17 protein-coding genes are annotated in these 17552 nt (G+C 72.6%); 9 read left to right on the forward strand and 8 right to left on the reverse strand.

The window, feature by feature from the left end; all coding sequences use genetic code 11:
* Nucleotides 1–47: 47 nt before the first annotated feature.
* From OG811_RS05435 to OG811_RS05445, 3 genes are all read right to left on the reverse strand, one after another.
* The gene (locus OG811_RS05435; protein WP_406072598.1) at nucleotides 48–1001 is read right to left on the reverse strand and encodes a carbohydrate kinase; all 954 of its coding nucleotides are present in this window, start codon (nucleotides 999–1001) and stop codon (nucleotides 48–50) included.
* Nucleotides 998–2263 (reverse strand): AGE family epimerase/isomerase, encoded by a 1266-nt coding sequence (locus OG811_RS05440; protein ID WP_406072600.1) that lies wholly within the window; start codon nucleotides 2261–2263, stop codon nucleotides 998–1000. Before OG811_RS05440 ends, OG811_RS05435 begins: the two co-directional genes overlap by 4 nt.
* Before the next feature lie 333 nt (nucleotides 2264–2596).
* Nucleotides 2597–3229 carry a TetR/AcrR family transcriptional regulator gene (locus OG811_RS05445; RefSeq protein ID WP_406072602.1) on the reverse strand — a complete coding sequence of 211 codons (633 nt, stop codon included), beginning with the start codon at nucleotides 3227–3229 and terminating at the stop codon, nucleotides 2597–2599.
* 59 nt (nucleotides 3230–3288) lie between these two features.
* Here OG811_RS05445 and OG811_RS05450 point away from each other — a divergent pair, with 59 nt between their 5' ends.
* The 6 genes from OG811_RS05450 to OG811_RS05475 are packed head-to-tail and all read left to right on the forward strand — an operon-like array spanning nucleotide 3289 to nucleotide 6584.
* A complete protein-coding gene (locus OG811_RS05450) occupies nucleotides 3289–3579 on the forward strand; it encodes an antibiotic biosynthesis monooxygenase (protein WP_406072604.1) in 291 nt (96 codons plus the stop codon).
* Nucleotides 3569–4564, forward strand: coding sequence for an ATP-binding cassette domain-containing protein (locus tag OG811_RS05455; RefSeq protein WP_406072606.1), 996 nt, complete (start codon nucleotides 3569–3571; stop codon nucleotides 4562–4564). Before OG811_RS05450 ends, OG811_RS05455 begins: the two co-directional genes overlap by 11 nt.
* Entirely contained in the window at nucleotides 4561–5397 is an 837-nt protein-coding gene (locus OG811_RS05460) for an ABC transporter permease (protein ID WP_406072608.1), read from the forward strand. Before OG811_RS05455 ends, OG811_RS05460 begins: the two co-directional genes overlap by 4 nt.
* 50 nt (nucleotides 5398–5447) lie before the next feature.
* Nucleotides 5448–5876, forward strand: a complete 429-nt coding sequence (locus tag OG811_RS05465) for a hypothetical protein (protein ID WP_406072609.1) — start codon at nucleotides 5448–5450, stop codon at nucleotides 5874–5876.
* A gap of 57 nt (nucleotides 5877–5933) precedes the next feature.
* A complete protein-coding gene (locus tag OG811_RS05470) occupies nucleotides 5934–6395 on the forward strand; it encodes an SAM-dependent methyltransferase (protein ID WP_406072611.1) in 462 nt (153 codons plus the stop codon).
* A gap of 36 nt (nucleotides 6396–6431) precedes the next feature.
* On the forward strand, nucleotides 6432–6584 hold the full coding sequence (locus OG811_RS05475; protein WP_406072612.1) for a hypothetical protein: 153 nt from the start codon (nucleotides 6432–6434) through the stop codon (nucleotides 6582–6584).
* Nucleotides 6585–6593: 9 nt separating this feature from the next.
* Here OG811_RS05475 and OG811_RS05480 read toward each other — a convergent pair whose 3' ends face one another.
* Nucleotides 6594–7403 (reverse strand): Fpg/Nei family DNA glycosylase, encoded by an 810-nt coding sequence (locus OG811_RS05480; protein WP_406072614.1) that lies wholly within the window; start codon nucleotides 7401–7403, stop codon nucleotides 6594–6596.
* A 212-nt stretch (nucleotides 7404–7615) separates the two neighbouring features.
* Between OG811_RS05480 and OG811_RS05485 the strand changes: the two genes are divergently transcribed.
* The 3 genes from OG811_RS05485 (at nucleotide 7616) to rocD (ending at nucleotide 10957) form a co-directional block, all read left to right on the forward strand.
* Nucleotides 7616–8392: a thrombospondin gene (locus OG811_RS05485; RefSeq protein WP_406072616.1), complete on the forward strand. Its 777-nt coding sequence runs from the start codon at nucleotides 7616–7618 to the stop codon at nucleotides 8390–8392.
* Nucleotides 8393–8927: 535 nt separating this feature from the next.
* Complete coding sequence (gene ddaH / locus OG811_RS05490; protein ID WP_406075542.1) at nucleotides 8928–9743, forward strand: dimethylargininase; 816 nt, start codon at nucleotides 8928–8930, stop codon at nucleotides 9741–9743.
* Entirely contained in the window at nucleotides 9743–10957 is a 1215-nt protein-coding gene (gene rocD, locus OG811_RS05495; RefSeq protein ID WP_406075543.1) for an ornithine--oxo-acid transaminase, read from the forward strand. The genes ddaH and rocD overlap by 1 nt, the downstream gene beginning before the upstream one ends.
* Before the next feature lie 195 nt (nucleotides 10958–11152).
* On the opposite strand, the gene OG811_RS05500 is transcribed toward rocD, so the two are convergent.
* From OG811_RS05500 to OG811_RS05515, 4 genes are all read right to left on the reverse strand, one after another.
* On the reverse strand, nucleotides 11153–12307 hold the full coding sequence (locus tag OG811_RS05500) for an FHA domain-containing protein (protein WP_406072617.1): 1155 nt from the start codon (nucleotides 12305–12307) through the stop codon (nucleotides 11153–11155).
* Nucleotides 12304–12597 (reverse strand): 4a-hydroxytetrahydrobiopterin dehydratase, encoded by a 294-nt coding sequence (locus OG811_RS05505; RefSeq protein ID WP_406072619.1) that lies wholly within the window; start codon nucleotides 12595–12597, stop codon nucleotides 12304–12306. The genes OG811_RS05500 and OG811_RS05505 overlap by 4 nt, the downstream gene beginning before the upstream one ends.
* Nucleotides 12598–12734: 137 nt before the next feature.
* Nucleotides 12735–13787 (reverse strand): fatty acid desaturase family protein, encoded by a 1053-nt coding sequence (locus tag OG811_RS05510; RefSeq protein ID WP_406072621.1) that lies wholly within the window; start codon nucleotides 13785–13787, stop codon nucleotides 12735–12737.
* A 135-nt stretch (nucleotides 13788–13922) separates the two neighbouring features.
* Nucleotides 13923–17540, reverse strand: a complete 3618-nt coding sequence (locus tag OG811_RS05515; protein ID WP_406072623.1) for an SCO7613 C-terminal domain-containing membrane protein — start codon at nucleotides 17538–17540, stop codon at nucleotides 13923–13925.
* Nucleotides 17541–17552: the final 12 nt, after the last annotated feature.

Here is a 17552-nt window from a genome sequence, read left to right on the forward strand (position 1 = left end):
AGATCGCGGGATGCGGTGGGTCGGTCCGGGCCAGCGCGAGGCGGGGTTTAGCTGGGAATCGCCAGCAGGGCCGCCACCTCGGCTAGGGTCGGCGGGTCTGCGCCCCGGCGGCTACTGGTCAACGCGGCCACCGTGGCGGCCTGCCGGAGCACCGCACCCCACTGCGACGCGGTCACCGCGGCGAGCCGGTCGGCCGGCCGGTCACCGAGCGCGTCGAGGTCGGCCAGCGCGGCCAGCAGACCGCCGGTGAACGAGTCGCCGGCACCGACGGTGTCGACCACGGTGGTGCGTACCGCCGGTTCCTCGTGCAGCGAGCCGTCCGGGGCGAGCAGCCACGCGCCCTCACCGCCCCGGGTCACCACCGCGCACGACACCCCGGCCGCATGCCATTCGGCCATCACGTCGGCCGCCGACCGGTCCGGGTAGAGCCAGTCCAGGTCCTCGTCGCTGGCCTTGAGCAGGTTCGCGAGGGGCACCTGCCGGCGTACCCGCTCCTGCTCCGCCGCCCGGTCCGGGACGATGCTCGGCCGCAGGTTGAGGTCGATCGAGACGGTGAGCCCGTCCCGGCGGCGTTCGCGGGCGAGCAGGTCCGCCAGCACCTGCGCGCCGGGTGCCAGCGCGAGCGCGAGGGACCCGGTGTGCAACGCGGTCGCCGGTGACCCGGCCAGCTCGGGCAGCTCCTGCGGCGTCCACTGCCAGTCCGCCGCGCCGGCCAGCCGGAACTCGTAACTGGCCTGCCCGGTGGCGCTCAACGTGGCCACCGCCACCGAGCTGGGCTCCTCGCCGCGGACCGCCCAGCCCAGGTCCACCCGGTTGGCGCTCAGGTGCTCGGCGAGTTGCCGACCGTACTCGTCGGTGCCGAACCGGGCCAGCAGCCGTACCGGCTGGTCGAGCCGGGCCAGGGTGACCGCCACGTTCGCCGGGGAGCCGCCCGGCACGGCCCGCTGCCCTTCCGCGGTGACCACCAGGTCGATCAACGCCTCGCCCGCGACCACGATCACGCGGTCACCTCGCCTGGTGCGAGCGGACCGGGGCCGCCGAGCCCGCCGGCCGAGCGGGACAGCAGCACCACCTGGTACGCGTGGTAGACGTCCGGCCGGCCGTGCCAAACCGTGTCGGCGGGTAGGTTCTGCGCGTCCAGCTCATGCCGCCAGCCGGTACCGTCGATCAGATGGCGGCGGGCGTACGCCCAGAAGACCCGGTACCAGTCGAGGTAGACCGCGTCCCCGGTGCGACGGTGCAGGGTGACCGCCGCACCGATGGCCTCGGCGAGCACCCAGTGCATCCGGGAGCGCACCACCGGCCGGTCGTCCCAGTCGATGGTGTAGACGAAACCGTCGGCGCCGTCGACCGCCCAGCCGCGACGCACGGCGGCGGCGAACAGGGCACGGGCGTCGTCGAGCAACCAGCGGGGTGGCTGCGGCAGGACCGCCTCCAGTTCCAGCAGCAGCCGGGCCCACTCCAGCCAGTGGCCGATGGTGGAGCCGTACGGCCGGAACGGGTCGGCGGGCTGGTTCCGGTTGTAGTCGGGCAGCGGCGCCCAGTCGGTGGTGAAGTGCTCGGGCAGCCGCCAGTCGTGCCGGGCGGCCTCGGTGTGCACCAGGTGGGTGGCGATCTGCAGGGCCCGGTCGGCCCAGCTCGCGTCGCCGGTGGCGGCGGTCGCGGCGAGGTACGCCTCGACCATGTGCATGCTGCTGTTGGCACCGCGGTAATCCTCGGTGACCGTCCAGTCCCGGTTCCACGATTCGCGGACCGCACCGGCGTCGGCGTCCCAGAACCGGTCCCGCACCACGGTCTGCACATCGGCGAGCAACTGGTCCGCGCCGGGCCGTCCGGCGCGCGCGGCGCTGGACGCGGCGAGCAGCACGAACGCGTGGTCGTAGCCGGCCTTGCGATCGTCGAGGGGCGCACCCTGCTGGTCCACGGCGCTGAACCAGCCGCCGTACCGGTCGTCGCGCAGCAGTGTGCTGAGCGCGGCTACCCCGTGATCGACCAGGGCGGCAGCGTCCGGGTCGCCGTTGCGGTGGGCGAGGGCGGCCACGTGGGTCATCCGGCAGGTGATCCAGGTGTGTATCGGTTCGCCGCGGTTCGGGGTGCGGTCGTCGGTCAGCCACCAGAAGCCGCCCTCGGGCCGGACCGCGCGGCGGGCCGTGTCGAGCAGCGTGTGGGTCTGGTCGGCGAGGAACGCGTCCAGGTCGGGCAGGTCGGGTGACCCCGAAGGAGCTGGGGTCGTTGCGGCGTCGGATCGGGGCACGTCGGTCATCTCAGCTGGTCACCGCCGGGTAGGGAAGGGACATACGGCCAGGATCGGCGGGCGGACCGGGGTCCGCACCGGGAAACCGCCAACGGGACGTCGCGAACCGGCTGGCCGCACCGGATGCGCCGCGAAGAGAATCATGCGTGGAATTCCCCCCTTTTTGCCCGTTGACATCGTTGTCAACTGTCAACCCTGCTCCGGCATCCCGTCGACTGTCAATTCCAGTTGCCTCACACCGCAGTGCGGCAGCCACAGCTGCCCGGGCCTGGTCGGGCGGGTGGTTGTGGTCGCGGCGGCCAGCAGCGCCACCGCCACCTACGGCCAGTGCCCGCGCTTGGGTCAGGGGGCACAGAGCTGTGCTCGTAGCGTGTCGAACGTCCATTGCTGCCATCGTTCGGTCGACCAGCCGCGTTCGCGCACGAACAGCAGGTACAGGGCTGGACTCAGCAGCGCGAACAGGATGTCGGCCGCCGCCTCGGCGGTGACGTCGGCTCGTGCACCCGGCTTGGTGACGATGGCCTCAGCGACAATCGTTTGCACCTGAAGCCGGGGCCGCTCCCCGTCCGGCCAGAGCTGTGCGATCTCCGCGTCGGAGGCCACCGCGGTGGCCACCATGTCGGTGATGGCCGCCACGCGGTGCAGCACCTCGCCGACGCCCCGGACATACGCGCGGAGCAGGGCTTCGGCGGTCTCCGATGCCAGAGCCTCACGGAACCACGGCCGGTCCATCGTGGTGATCGACTCGTCGTCGCCTGCGATCGTGACGTCTACGAGCTCCTTGAGCAGCTTGCGCTTGTTTCCGAAGACGAAGTAGATCGTCTGGATCGCGACCGTCGCCCGGTCGGCGACCTCCTGCAGGTTCGTCGCGCCGTACCCGTTGGTGATGAACAGCTCACGCGCGGCGTCGAGGATGCGCCCCCGCGTCTCCGCCGCCCGCTGGGTCCTCGTCTTAATGCTCTTGACTTCAGCCACCGCAGTAGTCTATCTCTAGAACCGTTCATTAGAGATAACTTCTAGAGATTGGTTCTGGCATGTCTGTCATCACCGTTACTCGATTCACGATCGAGCCTGACACCGGGACCGCGCTGCGCACCCGGCACGCCGACCTTGTCGCCGCGATCAGGTCGGCGACGCCCGGCCTTGTCGAGACGCGACTCGGGCAGGTCGACGAGCAGACCTGGATCGGCATCTGGCGGTGGGACTCCGCCGAGCACCTCCAGGCGGCCCGCCGGATCGCCCCCGATCTTCCGGAGACCACGGCCACCTTCTCGCTGGCCCGCGCGGTCACCGCCGCCGATGTGGCTGTCGTCGATGAGCACTGACCCGGTGCACGGCGAGCTGGCGATCGAAGCCACCGGCCTGGTCAAAGCTTTCGACGGCCACCGCGCCGTCGACGGGGTGGATCTGGCCGTGCCCGCCGGCGGTGTCTTCGGTTTCCTCGGTCCAAACGGGGCCGGTAAGACCACCACCCTCCGCATCCTCGCCACCCTGCTGCGACCGGACGGCGGCACCGCGCGGGTGCTCGGCCACGACGTCGTACGCGAAGCTGATCGTGTCCGCGACCGGATCAGCCTGACCGGCCAGTTCGCCACGATCGACGCGGAGCTGACGGCATTCGAGAACCTCACGATCCTGGCCCGGCTCCTCGGCTACGGCAGGGCCGGAGCCAGGAGCCGCGCCGAGGAACTGCTCGACGGATTCGGGCTCACCGATGTCGCCGGCGCGACCGTCAAGACGCATTCGGGCGGCATGCGGCGCCGGCTGGACCTCGCCGCCAGCATCATCGTCACCCCGGACCTGCTGTTCCTGGACGAGCCGACCACGGGCCTGGATCCACGCAGCCGCAACCAGGTGTGGAGCATCGTGCGCGCCCTCGTCCGCGAGGGCACCACCGTGCTACTCACCACGCAGTACCTCGACGAGGCCGACCGGCTCGCCGACCGGCTCGCCGTCGTTGACCGGGGCCGGATCATCGCGGCGGGCACACCCGCACAGCTCAAGGCATCGGTGGGTGCCGGAACCCTCCAGGTCCAGGTGCTTGAGCCGGACCACCGGGCCGAGGCCGCGCGACTCCTGGCCGGCTCCCTTGGCGTCGCAGTCCAGACCGGCACCGACGACGGTCTGCTCTCGGCCCGGGTGGACGACCCCGCCCGCGCCTCGGTCGCGTTCGCTGAGCTGACCCGGGCTGGGATTCACCTCACGACGTTCGCGCTCGGCCTACCCAGCCTCGACGAGGCGTTCCTGGCCCTCACCGGACGCAGCAGCAGCACCCAGGTCGGCACCGACGCAGCGGAGAAGGCGGCATGACCATGACATCGACGACGCCGGACACGATCGACCAGACCCTCCCCGACGCCGTGTCGACGCGTCCGCGACCGCCGCGTGCCAGCCCGGTGTCGGCGTCCCTCACGTTCGCTCGGCGCGCCCTACTGAAGATCAAGCACGTTCCGGAGCAGCTCGCCGACGCGATCATGATTCCGGTGCTGTTCACCGTCATGTTCACGTACCTGTTCGGCGGCGCCATGGTCGGCTCGACGCATGAGTACCTCCAGTACCTCCTCCCGGGCACCACAGTCTTCGCGGTGCTGCTCATCACCGTGTACGCGGGCGTCAACCTCAGGACCGACATCACCACCGGCGTGGCCGACCGCTTCCGGTCCATGCCGATCTGGCGCCCGGCCCTCATCGTCGGCGGCCTGATCAGCGACGCCGGCCGCAACCTCCTCGCCGCAGGGATCGTCCTCGCCCTCGGACTCGTCATGGGCTTCCGCCCCGAGGGCGGTGCCGTCGGCGTCCTGTCGGCGGTCGCGCTCATCCTCGTATTCGCGTTCGGCCTGTCCTGGGTCTGGGCGACGCTCGGGCTCGTCCTTCGCACACCGAGCGCCATCTCGGCGGTGAGCTTCCTCGTGCAGTTCCCGCTCACCTTCGCCAGCAACGTCTTCGTCGACCCGAAGACCATGCCCGGATGGCTGCGGACGTTCGTCGAGGTCAACCCGGTCAGCCTGCTCGTCGACGCCGTCAGAGGGCTCATGCACGGCACCGCCGAGCCCGACCGGATCGGCGTCGTGCTCCTCACCGCGGTCCTGCTCGTGGCGATCTTCGGTCCGTTGACGATGCGCCTGTATCGCACCCGCACGTGACCACCGACACCGCTCACTCGCCGCGACCCATGCCCATGAGGAGTAGACCAATGCTGACCCGCCTCCACCTGCTCGCTGCCGCGACAGCGGTCACCACGACAATGTTGCTCGTCCTCGCCGCGCTCAGCACCGCGCTGCTCGACGCGCACCATGCCGTCGACGTCCGGCGGGCCGTGCTGTGGGCACTGCTCGTCCTCGTCCCGGCCGTGCTGCTTACCGCAGCGACCGGTTTCCGTCTGGCTGGCGCCTCGATCGACCCGAAGGTCATGGCCAAGCGAGGCCGTATGCCGTTCATCGCCGGCATCGGACTGTTCCTGCTGACTCCCGCCGCGTTCGCCCTGGACCGGCTCGCCCTGGGCGGCGAGTTCGGTGCCGTGTACCTGCTGGTGCAGACCGTCGAGGTGCTCGCCGCCACGACGGCCCTGGCCCTGATGGCCGGCAACATCCGCGATGGCCTCCGGCTCACCGGACGCCACTGACCGCTTCTCAACCATCGGCCGGCCGCACCGCGCGGCCGGCCCTTCGAAGGGCACGCCATGCAATTCCTCATGCAGCCGATCGGCACCGTGCACAACAGCCGCTCGGACATCGCCATCACCGACCATTGGGGGGCCGTGACCAGCACCATCTCACTGGACCAGCGGTTCGACGAGGACTGCCTACTCGGCCTGGACGAGTTCTCCCACGTCGATGTCTTCTTCGTCTTCGACCGGGCGACGGAACGGGCGCACTACCGACCCCGCCCGCCACGTGGCCGGACAGACCTCCCGCCGGTCGGCGTCTTCGCCGACCGCGGACCCCACCGCCCCAATCGCATCGGCATGACCACCTGCCCCATCAAGTCGCTGAACGGCCGGACACTCGAAGTGCTCGGCCTCGACGCCGCAACCGGCACCCCCATCATCGACCTGAAACCCACGACGATCGAATTCCAACCCACCGACATCCGGCAACCGGCATGGGTCACACGCCTCATGGCCAACTACTTCCTGCCATGACCCACGGTGAGGCGGACAACGACCTCGCTGATTTCAATGCCGGCGGACTGTGCGACCGCGAACGGGCGGGCCGGCCGTACGAGAGGCGACTGCTCGACGCGGCGCTCACCCTGCACGCCGCTCGTCGCCGACGAGGTCGTCTTTCCGCACCAGATCGAGGTGGTCCGCTGGCTGCTCGACATGGGCTGACGCCCCGGCTCAGCCGACCTGGCAGGTACGGCACCAGTAGAGGTTGCGCCCGGCCAGCTCGCCACGGCTGACCTCGGTGCCGCAGACGTGGCAGGGCGCGCCGGGGCGGCGGTAGACGTACACCTCGCCACCGTGCCGGTCCACCCGTGCCGGCCGGCCCATCGCCTCCGGCAGGTGCGTGTCGCGCACCGTGTCGATCCGGCCGTGCTCGACCGCGAGCCGCATCAGCCCGACCAGGTCGACCCAGAGCGCGTCCCAGCTGGCACGGGTCAACCCTCGGCCAGGCATCGTCGGCGGCAGCCCGGCCCGGAACAGCGCCTCGGTCACGAAGATCAGCCCGGTGCCGGCCACCACCGACTGGTCCAGCAGCAGCGCGGCCAGGGGCGTCGGGCTGCGCGAAATTCTGCGGTACGCCCGCTCCGGGTCGGCATCGGCGCGCAGCGGATCCGGCCCGAGGCGGTCGCGCAGTGCGGCCACCTCGGGTGGGGTGAACAGTTCGCAGGCGGTGGGCCCGCGCAGGTCGAGCCAGTGCCGGTCGCTGGCCAGTCGCAGCCGCACCTGACCGACCGGCTCCGGCGGCTCACCCGACCCGTCGGTGACCTTCCCGTACAGCCCGAGGTGCACGTGCAGCGTCAGCTCACCGGCATAGTGGTGCAGCAGGTGCTTGCCGTACGCCTCGGTGCCCTCCAGCACGGTCCCGGAGAGCCGGGCGGCGCCTTCGGCGAAGCGGCCCTGCGGGCTCGCGGCGTGCAGCTTGTCCCCGGCGAACAGCTCGGCGTGCCGGGCCGCCAGGCGATGGATCGTGTGTCCCTCTGGCACGGGTGCCAAGGATAGCCAGCCGCGCGCGCCGGGCCGAGGCGCTGATCGACTCGGCATCAAGGAAACCGGGGGTCCACCTGAGCGATCAAGGGTGGTACGGCCGCCGTACCCGTTATTGGTGTCAGGAAACGCCGAGGTGGGTAGTTCAGGGCGGTACCGCGTGGGTGCCACCCCTTTTCGTCGGCCACCACGCATTCATCAGGAGGTGTGTAGTGGTCAGGATTCCTTCGCTGTCCCGCAGGTCCGAGCCGGGAACGACTCGGGACGAGAACCTCGATGGCCGCATTGACGGTCGCGACACCCCGGTCACCGACCGGGAAGGCTCGGCGGTCACCGACACCGGCCGGTCGAACGACGTCGCCGGCCGCCCGGTGGCCACCGACCAGACGACGTACCGCAGCGCCGCCACGCCCACCGAGCAGGCTGGCGAGGCCGAGCAGCGGGCCGCCGATCGGGCCTCGGTGGCCCGGGCCGCCACCGCGCGGTCGGTGCAGAGCGAGCCCCGGCCCGCCACCGTTCCGACCCCGGGGCACACCGCCGACCGGGACGTCGACCTCGACAGCACGACCCGGCGACCCGACACGACCGACCGGGCCTCGACCGGCCGCGAGGTCGACCCGACCCCGGCGCCGACGGCGCCCGAGACGCCGGTGACGCGTGGCCCGAAGCCGCGGGCCAGCCTGCTCGCCACCCTCGGCCTGATCGTTTCCGTGGCCGCTGCGCTCTTCGTCCTGACCGGGACCCTGGCCGGGTACGGCATCGGGCTCGGCGCGGTCGGCGCGGTGCTCTCGGTGCTCGGCCTGATGGCCACCCGCCGCCGGCACGTCGCCGGCAAGACCGACGCGTTGTTCGGCGTGCTGATCGGGCTGGCCGCAGTGGTGATCGGGGTGCTGGCGATGACCGGCCAGTTCGACTGGCCGACCACCGACGGCGACTGGGTCCAGCGCTTCCGTGAGTGGCTCGACTCACAGTTTGTCGATCGCTTCTAGCGGGCACTGTTCCGCTCGCCGGTGATGCGCCGGCGAGCGACCCGGCGGTTTCGTCGGCAGCCCGAACTCCCGGTGGTTCAGAGGCCGGGCGACAGCCTTTCAGGGGCGGCGGTTCGCCGCCCCTGAAGTGCGTCCGGGCCCGGCAGGTTTCCCTGGGGGTCGGCTCTCTCTTAGGCCCCGACGCGTGAGCCCTCCGGACCAGCGGCGCCGGCCACCCTTGCTTTCCTCCTTTGCTCTGCTTCACCCCACGCAACTCCGCACGTCCGGTATCCGGACGTTGGGTGCTGCGCCCGTTGAAGCAGGCAAAGGCTGCGCGAAGGCCCCAGCGGCAGGTGGCCCGGAACACGATTCCGGCCCGCTCAACCCTGGGCGCAACGAATCGCTACCACAGACCGCTCAGACGCAACGAATGTTCGGTCCGTGCAACTCTCAGTGGTGGATCCTGCCGCTGGCGCCGCATAACGTTGAGCAACGGCGCCAGCCCGTCGGCCACGGTGGCCGGGCGCGCCCGACCCCTTGGAGCAGGACAATGACGATGGACGACACCAGCCAGCGCCTGTTGATGTGCCGGCCGACGTACTTCGCCGTCGACTACGCGATCAACCCCTGGATGGACCCGAGCGCGCCGGTCGACACCGCGCTGGCCGTCCGGCAGTGGGAGCAGCTGCGCCAGACGTACCTTGACCTGGGCCACACCGTCGAGGAGATCACTCCGGTGCCCGGCCTGCCCGACATGGTCTTCGCCGCCAACGGTGGCACCGTGATCGACGGCAAGGCCATGGCCGTGCAGTTCCGCGACCCGCAGCGCGCCGACGAGGCACCGGCATACCGGGCCTGGTTCGAGGCCGCCGGCTTCGAGATGTACGACCCGAAGCACGTCAACGAGGGCGAGGGCGACGTCCTGCTGGCCGGCGATTACCTGCTGGCCGGCACCGGCTTCCGCACGGCGCACGCCTCGCACGCCCAGTTGCAGGAGGTCTTCGGCTACCCGGTGATCACCATGCAACTCGTCGACCCGCGCTTCTACCACCTGGACACCGCGCTGACCGTGCTCGACGAGCGGACCGTGGCGTACCTGCCCGAGGCGTTCGCCCCCGGCAGCCAGGCCGTGCTGCGCCGGCTCTTCCCCGACGCCGTGCACGCCACCCTGGCCGACGCCGAGGTGCTGGGGCTGAACGCGGTCAGCGACGGGCGGCACGTCGTGCTGCCCGCGCAGGCCACCGACCTGGCCGCCAAGCTGCGCGACCGGGGCTACGAAACCATCGGTGTCGACCTGTCCGAGCTGCGTAAGGCCGGCGGCGGACCGAAGTGCTGCACGTTGCGACTCCGTCAGGGAAAGGCAAGCAAGTGATCGTGGATGACATCCTGCGGACGCCGGGAGCGGTCCGGGACGCCGAGCGCTGGACGGCGCACAACTACCACCCGCTGCCGGTGGTGATCTCGTCCGCGGAGGGTGCCTGGCTCACCGACGTGGACGGCCGCCGCTACCTGGACTGCCTGGCCGGCTACTCCGCACTGAACTTCGGCCACCGGCACCCGCAGCTGATCGCTGCCGCGCACGCACAGCTGGACCGGCTGACGCTGACCAGCCGGGCGTTCATCCACGACCAGTTCGCCGACTTCTGCCGGGAGCTGGCCGAGCTGTGCGGCAAGGACCTGGTACTGCCGATGAACACCGGCGCCGAGGCGGTGGAAACCGGGATCAAGGTGGCCCGCAAATGGGGCTACCAGGTCAAGGGCGTGCCCGCCGGGCAGGCCAACATCGTGGTCGCCGAGGGCAACTTCCACGGGCGGACCACCACCATCGTGAGCTTCTCCACCGACGAGGACGCCCGCGCCGACTTCGGGCCGTACACCCCGGGGTTCACGGTCGTGCCGTACGGCGACCTGGACGCACTGGCCGCCGCGATCGACGAGAACACCGTGGCCGTGCTGCTCGAGCCGATCCAGGGCGAGCAGGGCGTGGTGGTGCCACCGGAGGGCTACCTGCCGGGCGTACGCCAGGTCTGCACCGAGCGCAACGTGTTGTTCATCGCCGACGAGATCCAGTCCGGCCTGGGGCGTACCGGCGAGACCTTCGCCTGTGACCACGAGGGCGTCGTGCCGGACATGTACCTGCTCGGCAAGGCGCTCGGCGGCGGCATCGTGCCGGTCTCCGCGGTGGCCGCGAACGCCGACGTGCTCGGTGTGCTCAAGCCCGGCCAGCACGGCTCCACCTTCGGCGGCAACCCCCTCGCCTGCGCGGTGGCCATCGAGGTGGTCCGACTGCTGGCGACCGGCGAGTTCCAGCGCCGCTCGGCCGAGCTGGGCGAGCGCCTCCGGGCCGGCCTGGAAGGGCTGCTCGGCAAGGGTCTGGTCGGGGTACGCGTCCGCGGTCTGTGGGCCGGTCTGGACATCGACCCGGCGCTGATGAGCGGGCGCGAGGCGTGTGAGCGCCTGATGGAGCGCGGCGTCCTCGCCAAGGACACCCACGGCTCCACCATCCGGCTCGCCCCGCCGCTGGTGATCACCGAGGACGAGATCGACCTAGCGGTAACCCAGCTAGCCGATGTACTGACCAGCTAAACCCTTTCCCCACCCCACCCCGCCCCACCCCGCCCCCTCTCCGCCCCCCGCCACCCTCGCCCCGTCGATCTAGGGCAGATCGTCGCTTAATGATCTCGAATCACGACGATATGCCCTAGATCGACGGGGCGGTGGGGGGGCGGGGCGGCGGGGCGGGGGGGCGGGGGGGCGGCGGGCGGCGGGGTGGGGGGCGGGTTAGGGGCGGGGTAGGCGCATGGCCATTGTTGGGGCTTCGGCCATTACCGAGGTGGGGGTGAACGGGGCGCCGGTCGGCAACTCCTCGGCGCGGCCGATCTGCACCCCGGGGTAGAGCTCCACCATGTCGTTCTCGCCCAACACCCGGGACTGCTGTGGTGCCAGGGGGATCCGGTCCGACTCGGCCATCGAGCCGGCCGGGCGGATGCCGGAGCCGTTGGTGCTGACGTCGGTGACGATGACCTCGCCCACCCGCAGCTCGAAGTGGACGTGGCCACGGCTGATCCACCGCCGGGCCTCGTCGTTGAGCCACTGCCCGAGCATGATGCCGCCGTCCTCCTCCGGGGCTCGGCCAGCCACCACCGGCTGCTCCTCGCTCAGCACGAACCGCCGCCGGACCAGACCGCCGACGCGCACCGCGAGCACCTCCGTACGCGGACGAGGGCCACCGTCACCGAGCCGTACGCCGTGCCGGGGGCAGGTCGGTACGCCGTTGCGCAGCGCGGGCGGTGGCTGCCCGGCGGGGCTGCGTTCGACCACCCGGGCCAGGTCGGCGAACGCGCCGCCCCCGCCACCGCTGCCGAACAACGCACAGCCCGACTCCGGGCAGCGCCACTGGCGGGCCAGCAACTTGGTCCCGGTCTGCGAGCGCTTGCCGGCGACCGGCGTGTGCCCGCCGCCGACGTGCGCGATGAACACCGGCCCGCCGGCGCCCGGCACCGGGGCGAGCACCCGACCGGGCTGCTCGACCAGCCACGGGAACCGACCCCGCAGCCCATCGAAGCGAACCCTGCTGAGCACCGGCAGCCCGAGCAGGTCGGCGACCTCCAACATCCGGTCGCCCGGGTTGTCGAGCACCTCGACGAGCCCGTCGTCGGCCCAGCGGCGGACGACCATCCGCTCGTTGGAGGTGAGGTCGGCGTCGGAGAGCAGCGCCCGGTGGACCACCGCGTAGACCTGGACGCTGTCCTCCTCCAACTCGCGGGAGAGCGCGTCGATGACCATGCCCAGGCGCAGCAGGCTGGCCGGCCGGCCGCCGTCGATGTCCTGGTAGCGGATCACCTCAGCCAGGTCGACCACGGCCCGGGCCAGCGATGGGTCGGTGCACACCCGTCCCTCGATGGCGTCCAAAACCTTGCTGATCTCGAATCTCATGCCGCGCTCCGGACGATGTCGTCGATCCGCCGGGCCAGCTCGATGTCCCGGTGGGTGACCCCACCGGCCGAGTGCGTGACACAGCGGAAGGTCAGGGTCCGCCATCGGATGTCGATGTCGGGATGGTGGTCGAGCTCCTCGGCCACCGTCGCCACCCGGTCCACCACTGCGATGGCGTCCGGGAAACTGCCGAGCTGGACGGTACGACCGATGCCGGTCGGGTCGCCCGACCAGTCGGTCAACCCGCCCAGCTCTTCTCGCACCGCGTCCGCGGTGAGCAGGTCTGCCATGACCAGACCCTACCGGTGGCGCGTCCGACGGGCCGGACGCGCCGTCGTGCGCCGGATCTGCGGTCCGAAAATGCGCCGGCGGGGCGGCATCGTCAGATGCCGCCCCGCCAATCAACCCTCGTGTCGGCCGTACCTGTTCAGCCGCGCAGCGGTTGACCGACCGCGTGCAGGTGACCAAGTGCCTGCCGGTACGACTCGACCAGCCCGGTCTCGGCGTACGGGATGCCCTGCTCGCTGCAGTAGGCGCGCACGATCGGCTGGGCCCGGCGCAGGTTGGCGCGCGGCATGTTCGGGAACAGGTGGTGCTCGATCTGGTAGTTGAGCCCACCCAGCGTGGTGTCGACCAGCCGGCTGCCCCGCACGTTGCGGGAGGTCAGCACCTGCTTACGCAGGAAGTCCAGCTCGTCCTCGGCGGTCGGCATCGGCATGCCCTTGTGGTTCGGCGCGAACGCGCAGCCCATGTAGAAACCCCACAGCGCCTGGTGCACGGCGGCGAAGAGGAGCGCCTTGACCGGCGACATGACCGCCAACAGCAGTGCCACGTAGCCGGCGGTGTGCGCGACGAGCAGCACCGCCTCGACCGCCCGGTGTCGCATCGGGGTGGTGTACCGGCCGTCCGGCTCCCGCCCGACGATCGCCCGGATGCTCGCCACGTGCAGGCTCAGGCCCTCCAGCAGGAGCATCGGGAAGAAGAGGTACGCCTGCCGCTTGGCCAGCCAGCGATTGATCCCTCGGGTCTCCTGCGCCTGCTCGGGCGTCCACACCAGGGCACCGGCGCCGACGTCCGGGTCCTCGTCCTCGTGGTTGGGGTTGGCGTGGTGCCGGTTGTGCTTGTCGACCCACCAGCCATAGCTGATCCCCACCGCCACGTTGCCGGCGAGCAGACCCACCAGCTCGCTGGGACCGCGCCGACGGAACATCTGGCGGTGCCCGGCGTCGTGGCCGAGGAACGCGACCTGGGTGGTGGCCACCGCCATCAGGGCCGCGAGCGGCAGCTGCCACCAGGAGTCGCCGAGCAGGAACACCGCCACCCAGCCGGCCACGAAGGCGCCGAGGGTGAACGCGATGCGGGTGACATACCAGCCGGGGCGCCGCTCCAGCAGGCCCGCCTGGCTGATCCGTCGGGACAACTGTGCGTAGTCACTGCCTCGCCGTTGTACCGGCGGTTCCGCCACCGCTCCCAGCGCCATCGCTGCTCCCGTTCCGCTTGCGCCCGTACCGGAGTGGTTCGGGCTTATTGTCAAGTCTCCGGCTCACGGTCGCGCTGAGTAACCCAGACAACCCCCGAATGGGAGGTAGGGCGAGCCCTACCCCTGTGGTCCGGCTCAGCCCAGCCGGCCCACGGCGGCGCGCAACCGAGCCAGGTCACGCCGCCGCCGCTCGTAGCTGGCGGCGAGTCCGACCAGCGCCAACCCGCCGGCACCCAGGTAGATCCACCGGGGCAGCAGGTCCCATCCTCGGGCCAACTCGTGCAGCGCCAACAGCGCCAGCACCCCGCCGCCGAGCAGCACCGGTGCCTGCCATCGGCGGGTTGCGCCGGCCAGCACCGCGCCCAGCGCCGCCGCGCCGAGGAGCAGTCGCCGCCCCGACTGCGGGTCCGGACCGGCCAGTACCGACACGAGGCTCGGCAGCAGCGCCGCGACAAGCCCCGGGCCGAGGGCCGGCCAGCTGGTCAGCCCGGGTCGGGTGCGCAGCGCCAGCAGACCCGCGCCGAGTGCGAGCGCCGCAGCCGGCAGGGTGTACGCCTCCAGCGCGGTCACCCCGCCGGCGGCCAGCAACACCCACGCCCCGAGCAACTCGCTGCCGGCTGCGATGCCGGCGAAGGCCCACCGCCGGCCGGCCGGCTCACCCCGGCGCAGCAGCCGCAGCGCGACGGCGACACCCCAGAGCACGCAGACGGTGGCGAGGTGCCGCGCCACTTCGACGGCGAGCACCGCCGCCACCAGCGCCACCGCCTGCGCGGCAGCGTCCAGCACCCGCCCGACCCGTGCCGGGGCCGGCATGGCCGCGACCGGCTGCGGCAGGGTCGCCGCGTCGGCGGGCGACGGGGTGGTTGCGGCCGCCCGCGGCGGGGTGGTCGCGGCGGCGACGGCCAGCACCAGTGCGGCCACCGCCAGCAGTGGGTACGCGGCCGCCCGCAACGGCAGCCCTGCGGCGAGCGGGGCGGTCAACGCCAGCGCGGATGCCGCACCCACCGCGGCGAGGCAACCGGCGATACGCACCTCGACCATGCGCGCCCCGACGGCGACGACAACCGCCGCCACCAGCAGCACCCCCTCGGCGGCGAGCGTCCCGGCCCGGGTGGCCAGCAGCCCCACCACACCGGAGGCGACCAGCACCGCCCCCACCGGTACGGCGATCGGTGCGAGCGCCGGGCGAGGCGCGACCAGAGCGGCGAGCAGCAGCGCGGCCAACCCGGCGAGCAGGACAGCCGCCGGCAGCACCGGCCACGGCGCGCCGACCGCGATGAGCAGCACCGGAAGCGCCGCCGCGACGAACGGCAGCGCGGGCAGCACCGCCGGGCGGACCCGTCGACCGACCAGCACGGCGGCCACCGCCAGCACGACCAGCGCCAACCCGGCGGGAAGCACCGTCGGGTCGGCCAGGAGCGTGGGCACCCCCGACCACACCCGCCCCCGGCTGTATGGCGACACGAGCGCGGCCAGCACCGCCGGCAGGGCCGCCAGGACAGCGACCGCCGCCAGCGCGCCACCCGCCACCACCACACCCGACCGGCCGGTCACCGACGGCCCCCCGACCGCCAGCCCCCCAGCCGGCGCCGCCCCGATCGGCGATCCAACTTCCTGCGGCTCACCCGACCGGACCGACTTGTGATCGGCGGCCGGCGGCCGGTCCCAGCGGGCGACGAGCGCGACGCCCAGCGCCGCCAACGCGGCGTACAGCGCCAGCGGCTCGTTCCCCGCCACGACCAGCGGCGCGAGTCCCGGCACGGTCACCGCGACCACGGCGCCGGTCACCGCGTACCCGGTCAGCTCCACCCGGTGGCGACGCGCCGCGAGCACCGCGACCAGCGCCAGCCCGGCGGCGGCCAGCGCGAGCCGGGCCTGCCACCACGGCGGCGCGCCCGCGGCGAACAGCGCCACCACCGCGGCCCAGGGCAGCGCGAGCTGCGCGACCAGCAGACCTACGCCGGCCACCTGCCGGTACGGCCCGGTGCCCCGTCGTACGGCCAGTGCCAGCCCGACCACGGCGATGACGCCGAGCGCCACCAGGACGCCGGACGGGGCGGCCAGGGCGACCAGCAGCCCGTGCCCGAGCAGGACGGCACCGCCGAGCGCGCGGGTGCGCAGGGAGGCCGGGTAGGTCGCCGGGCGGGCCAGCACGGCGAGCAGCAGCACGACCCCGCCGACCAGGTCGACGGCCACCACCTGCGGCCAGGAAGCCGTCCAGCCGGCGGGCACGGCGAGCAGCACTGCCACCGCGCCGGCCGTGGCGAGCACCGCCCGCGCACCCCGGGGCATCAGCAGCACCGTCGCGCCGATCGCCAACGCCACGGCGGGTGCCAACTGCCAGCCCCAGTCCAGGTCCGGTCCCGTCCCGGCCCCGCGCCACGGCGGCAGCGACCGGCCGACGGCGGCGACCGCGAGCACGGCGGTGACCAGCACGGCCAGCTGCGCCGTTACCGCCGCGACCAGCAGCGCACCGGCACCCGGGCCGGTCCGCCAACCGCCGACATCGGGCACCCCCGATCCAGCCCAGGTCGGCCGCTGCCGCGCCGGCCCGGCCAGGTCCGGCAGCAGCCGCACGGCCGCCGCCAGACCGACGGCCACCGTCGCCGCCGCGATCAGCAGCAGTGCCGGCCGCAGCTCGGCCACCGGACGCAGCAGGGCGACGGCGAGCACCGGCACCAGCAGCCCGGCGGCCACCGACCGCAGCGCCCACCCACCGACCAGCCAGGCCGCACCGAGCCCGGTGAGCGCGACCAGCAACAGCGGCAGCCCGGCCAGCAGTGGCGAACCCGCCGCCCGACCGAGGATCAGCGGCACGAGGGCGCAGGTGGCGGCACCGACGAGCGCGGCGACGTGGCCGATCCCGGCCAACACCCGGCCGACGAGCTGCCCCACCCCGTCCCGGCCGTGCAGCGCGACCAGCACGGCCAGGTTCAGCAGCGCCACCCCAAGCAGGACCAGCGCCCAACCGGCCGCACCCGGTTCGGCCTCGACGGCGAGCAGCGGCAACACCGGCTGGGCGGTCAGCAGGGCGGCGAACCAGGGCCCGGTCAACCTGCTCCACCGGCCGTACGACACGGCGACCGCCGCGCTGGCCCCCCCGACCAGCGCGGCGTACCGGCTGCCCGGCCAGCCGGCCACACCGGCCAGGTCCACCGACCAGGCCGCGTAACCGTCCAGCACCACCAGCAGCAACCCGACCGCGGCGAACGTCTCCGCCGTGCCGCGCAGCCCTCGGCGGACCGCCAGCAGCGGTACGGCCAGGGCGAGCGCGGTGAACGCGGCCAGGAACAACGCCCGCCCGCCGACCCCCACCGCCGCCCAGGCCACCGCGGTGAACACCACCGCGGCGGTGCCGAGCAGGAGTCCACCGAGGACGAAGAGCAGCCCCTGGACGGTCCGGGTCGAGGTTTCCGCCGCACCCGGCGCCGATTCCGCCGTGGTGACCGGGCCGATGGGCGGCGACGCCGACCCGACGAGAGTCACGGGCCGCGCCACGACGGGAGCGGCCAACCCGGCGCGGACGACCGCTGCCAGCTCAGCCCGCCGCCGCGACGTGGCCGACAGTCGTCCGGCCAGCTCGACGTACACGCGACGGGCCCGGTCCACCTCCGGCTCGAGCTGGGCGACCTCCCGACTCAGCCGGACCACCTCGGCGGCGATCGGGTCGGGCGCGCGCCGACAGCCGGCGCAACCGGTCCTCAGATCGGCCGGGGCACCGCAGGCGGGGCAGGGATAGCGGGTCTCATCCACCCGGTCATCATC

The sequence above is a fragment of the Micromonospora sp. NBC_01638 genome (assembly GCF_045209745.1).
Taxonomy (GTDB): Bacteria; Actinomycetota; Actinomycetes; order Mycobacteriales; family Micromonosporaceae; genus Micromonospora.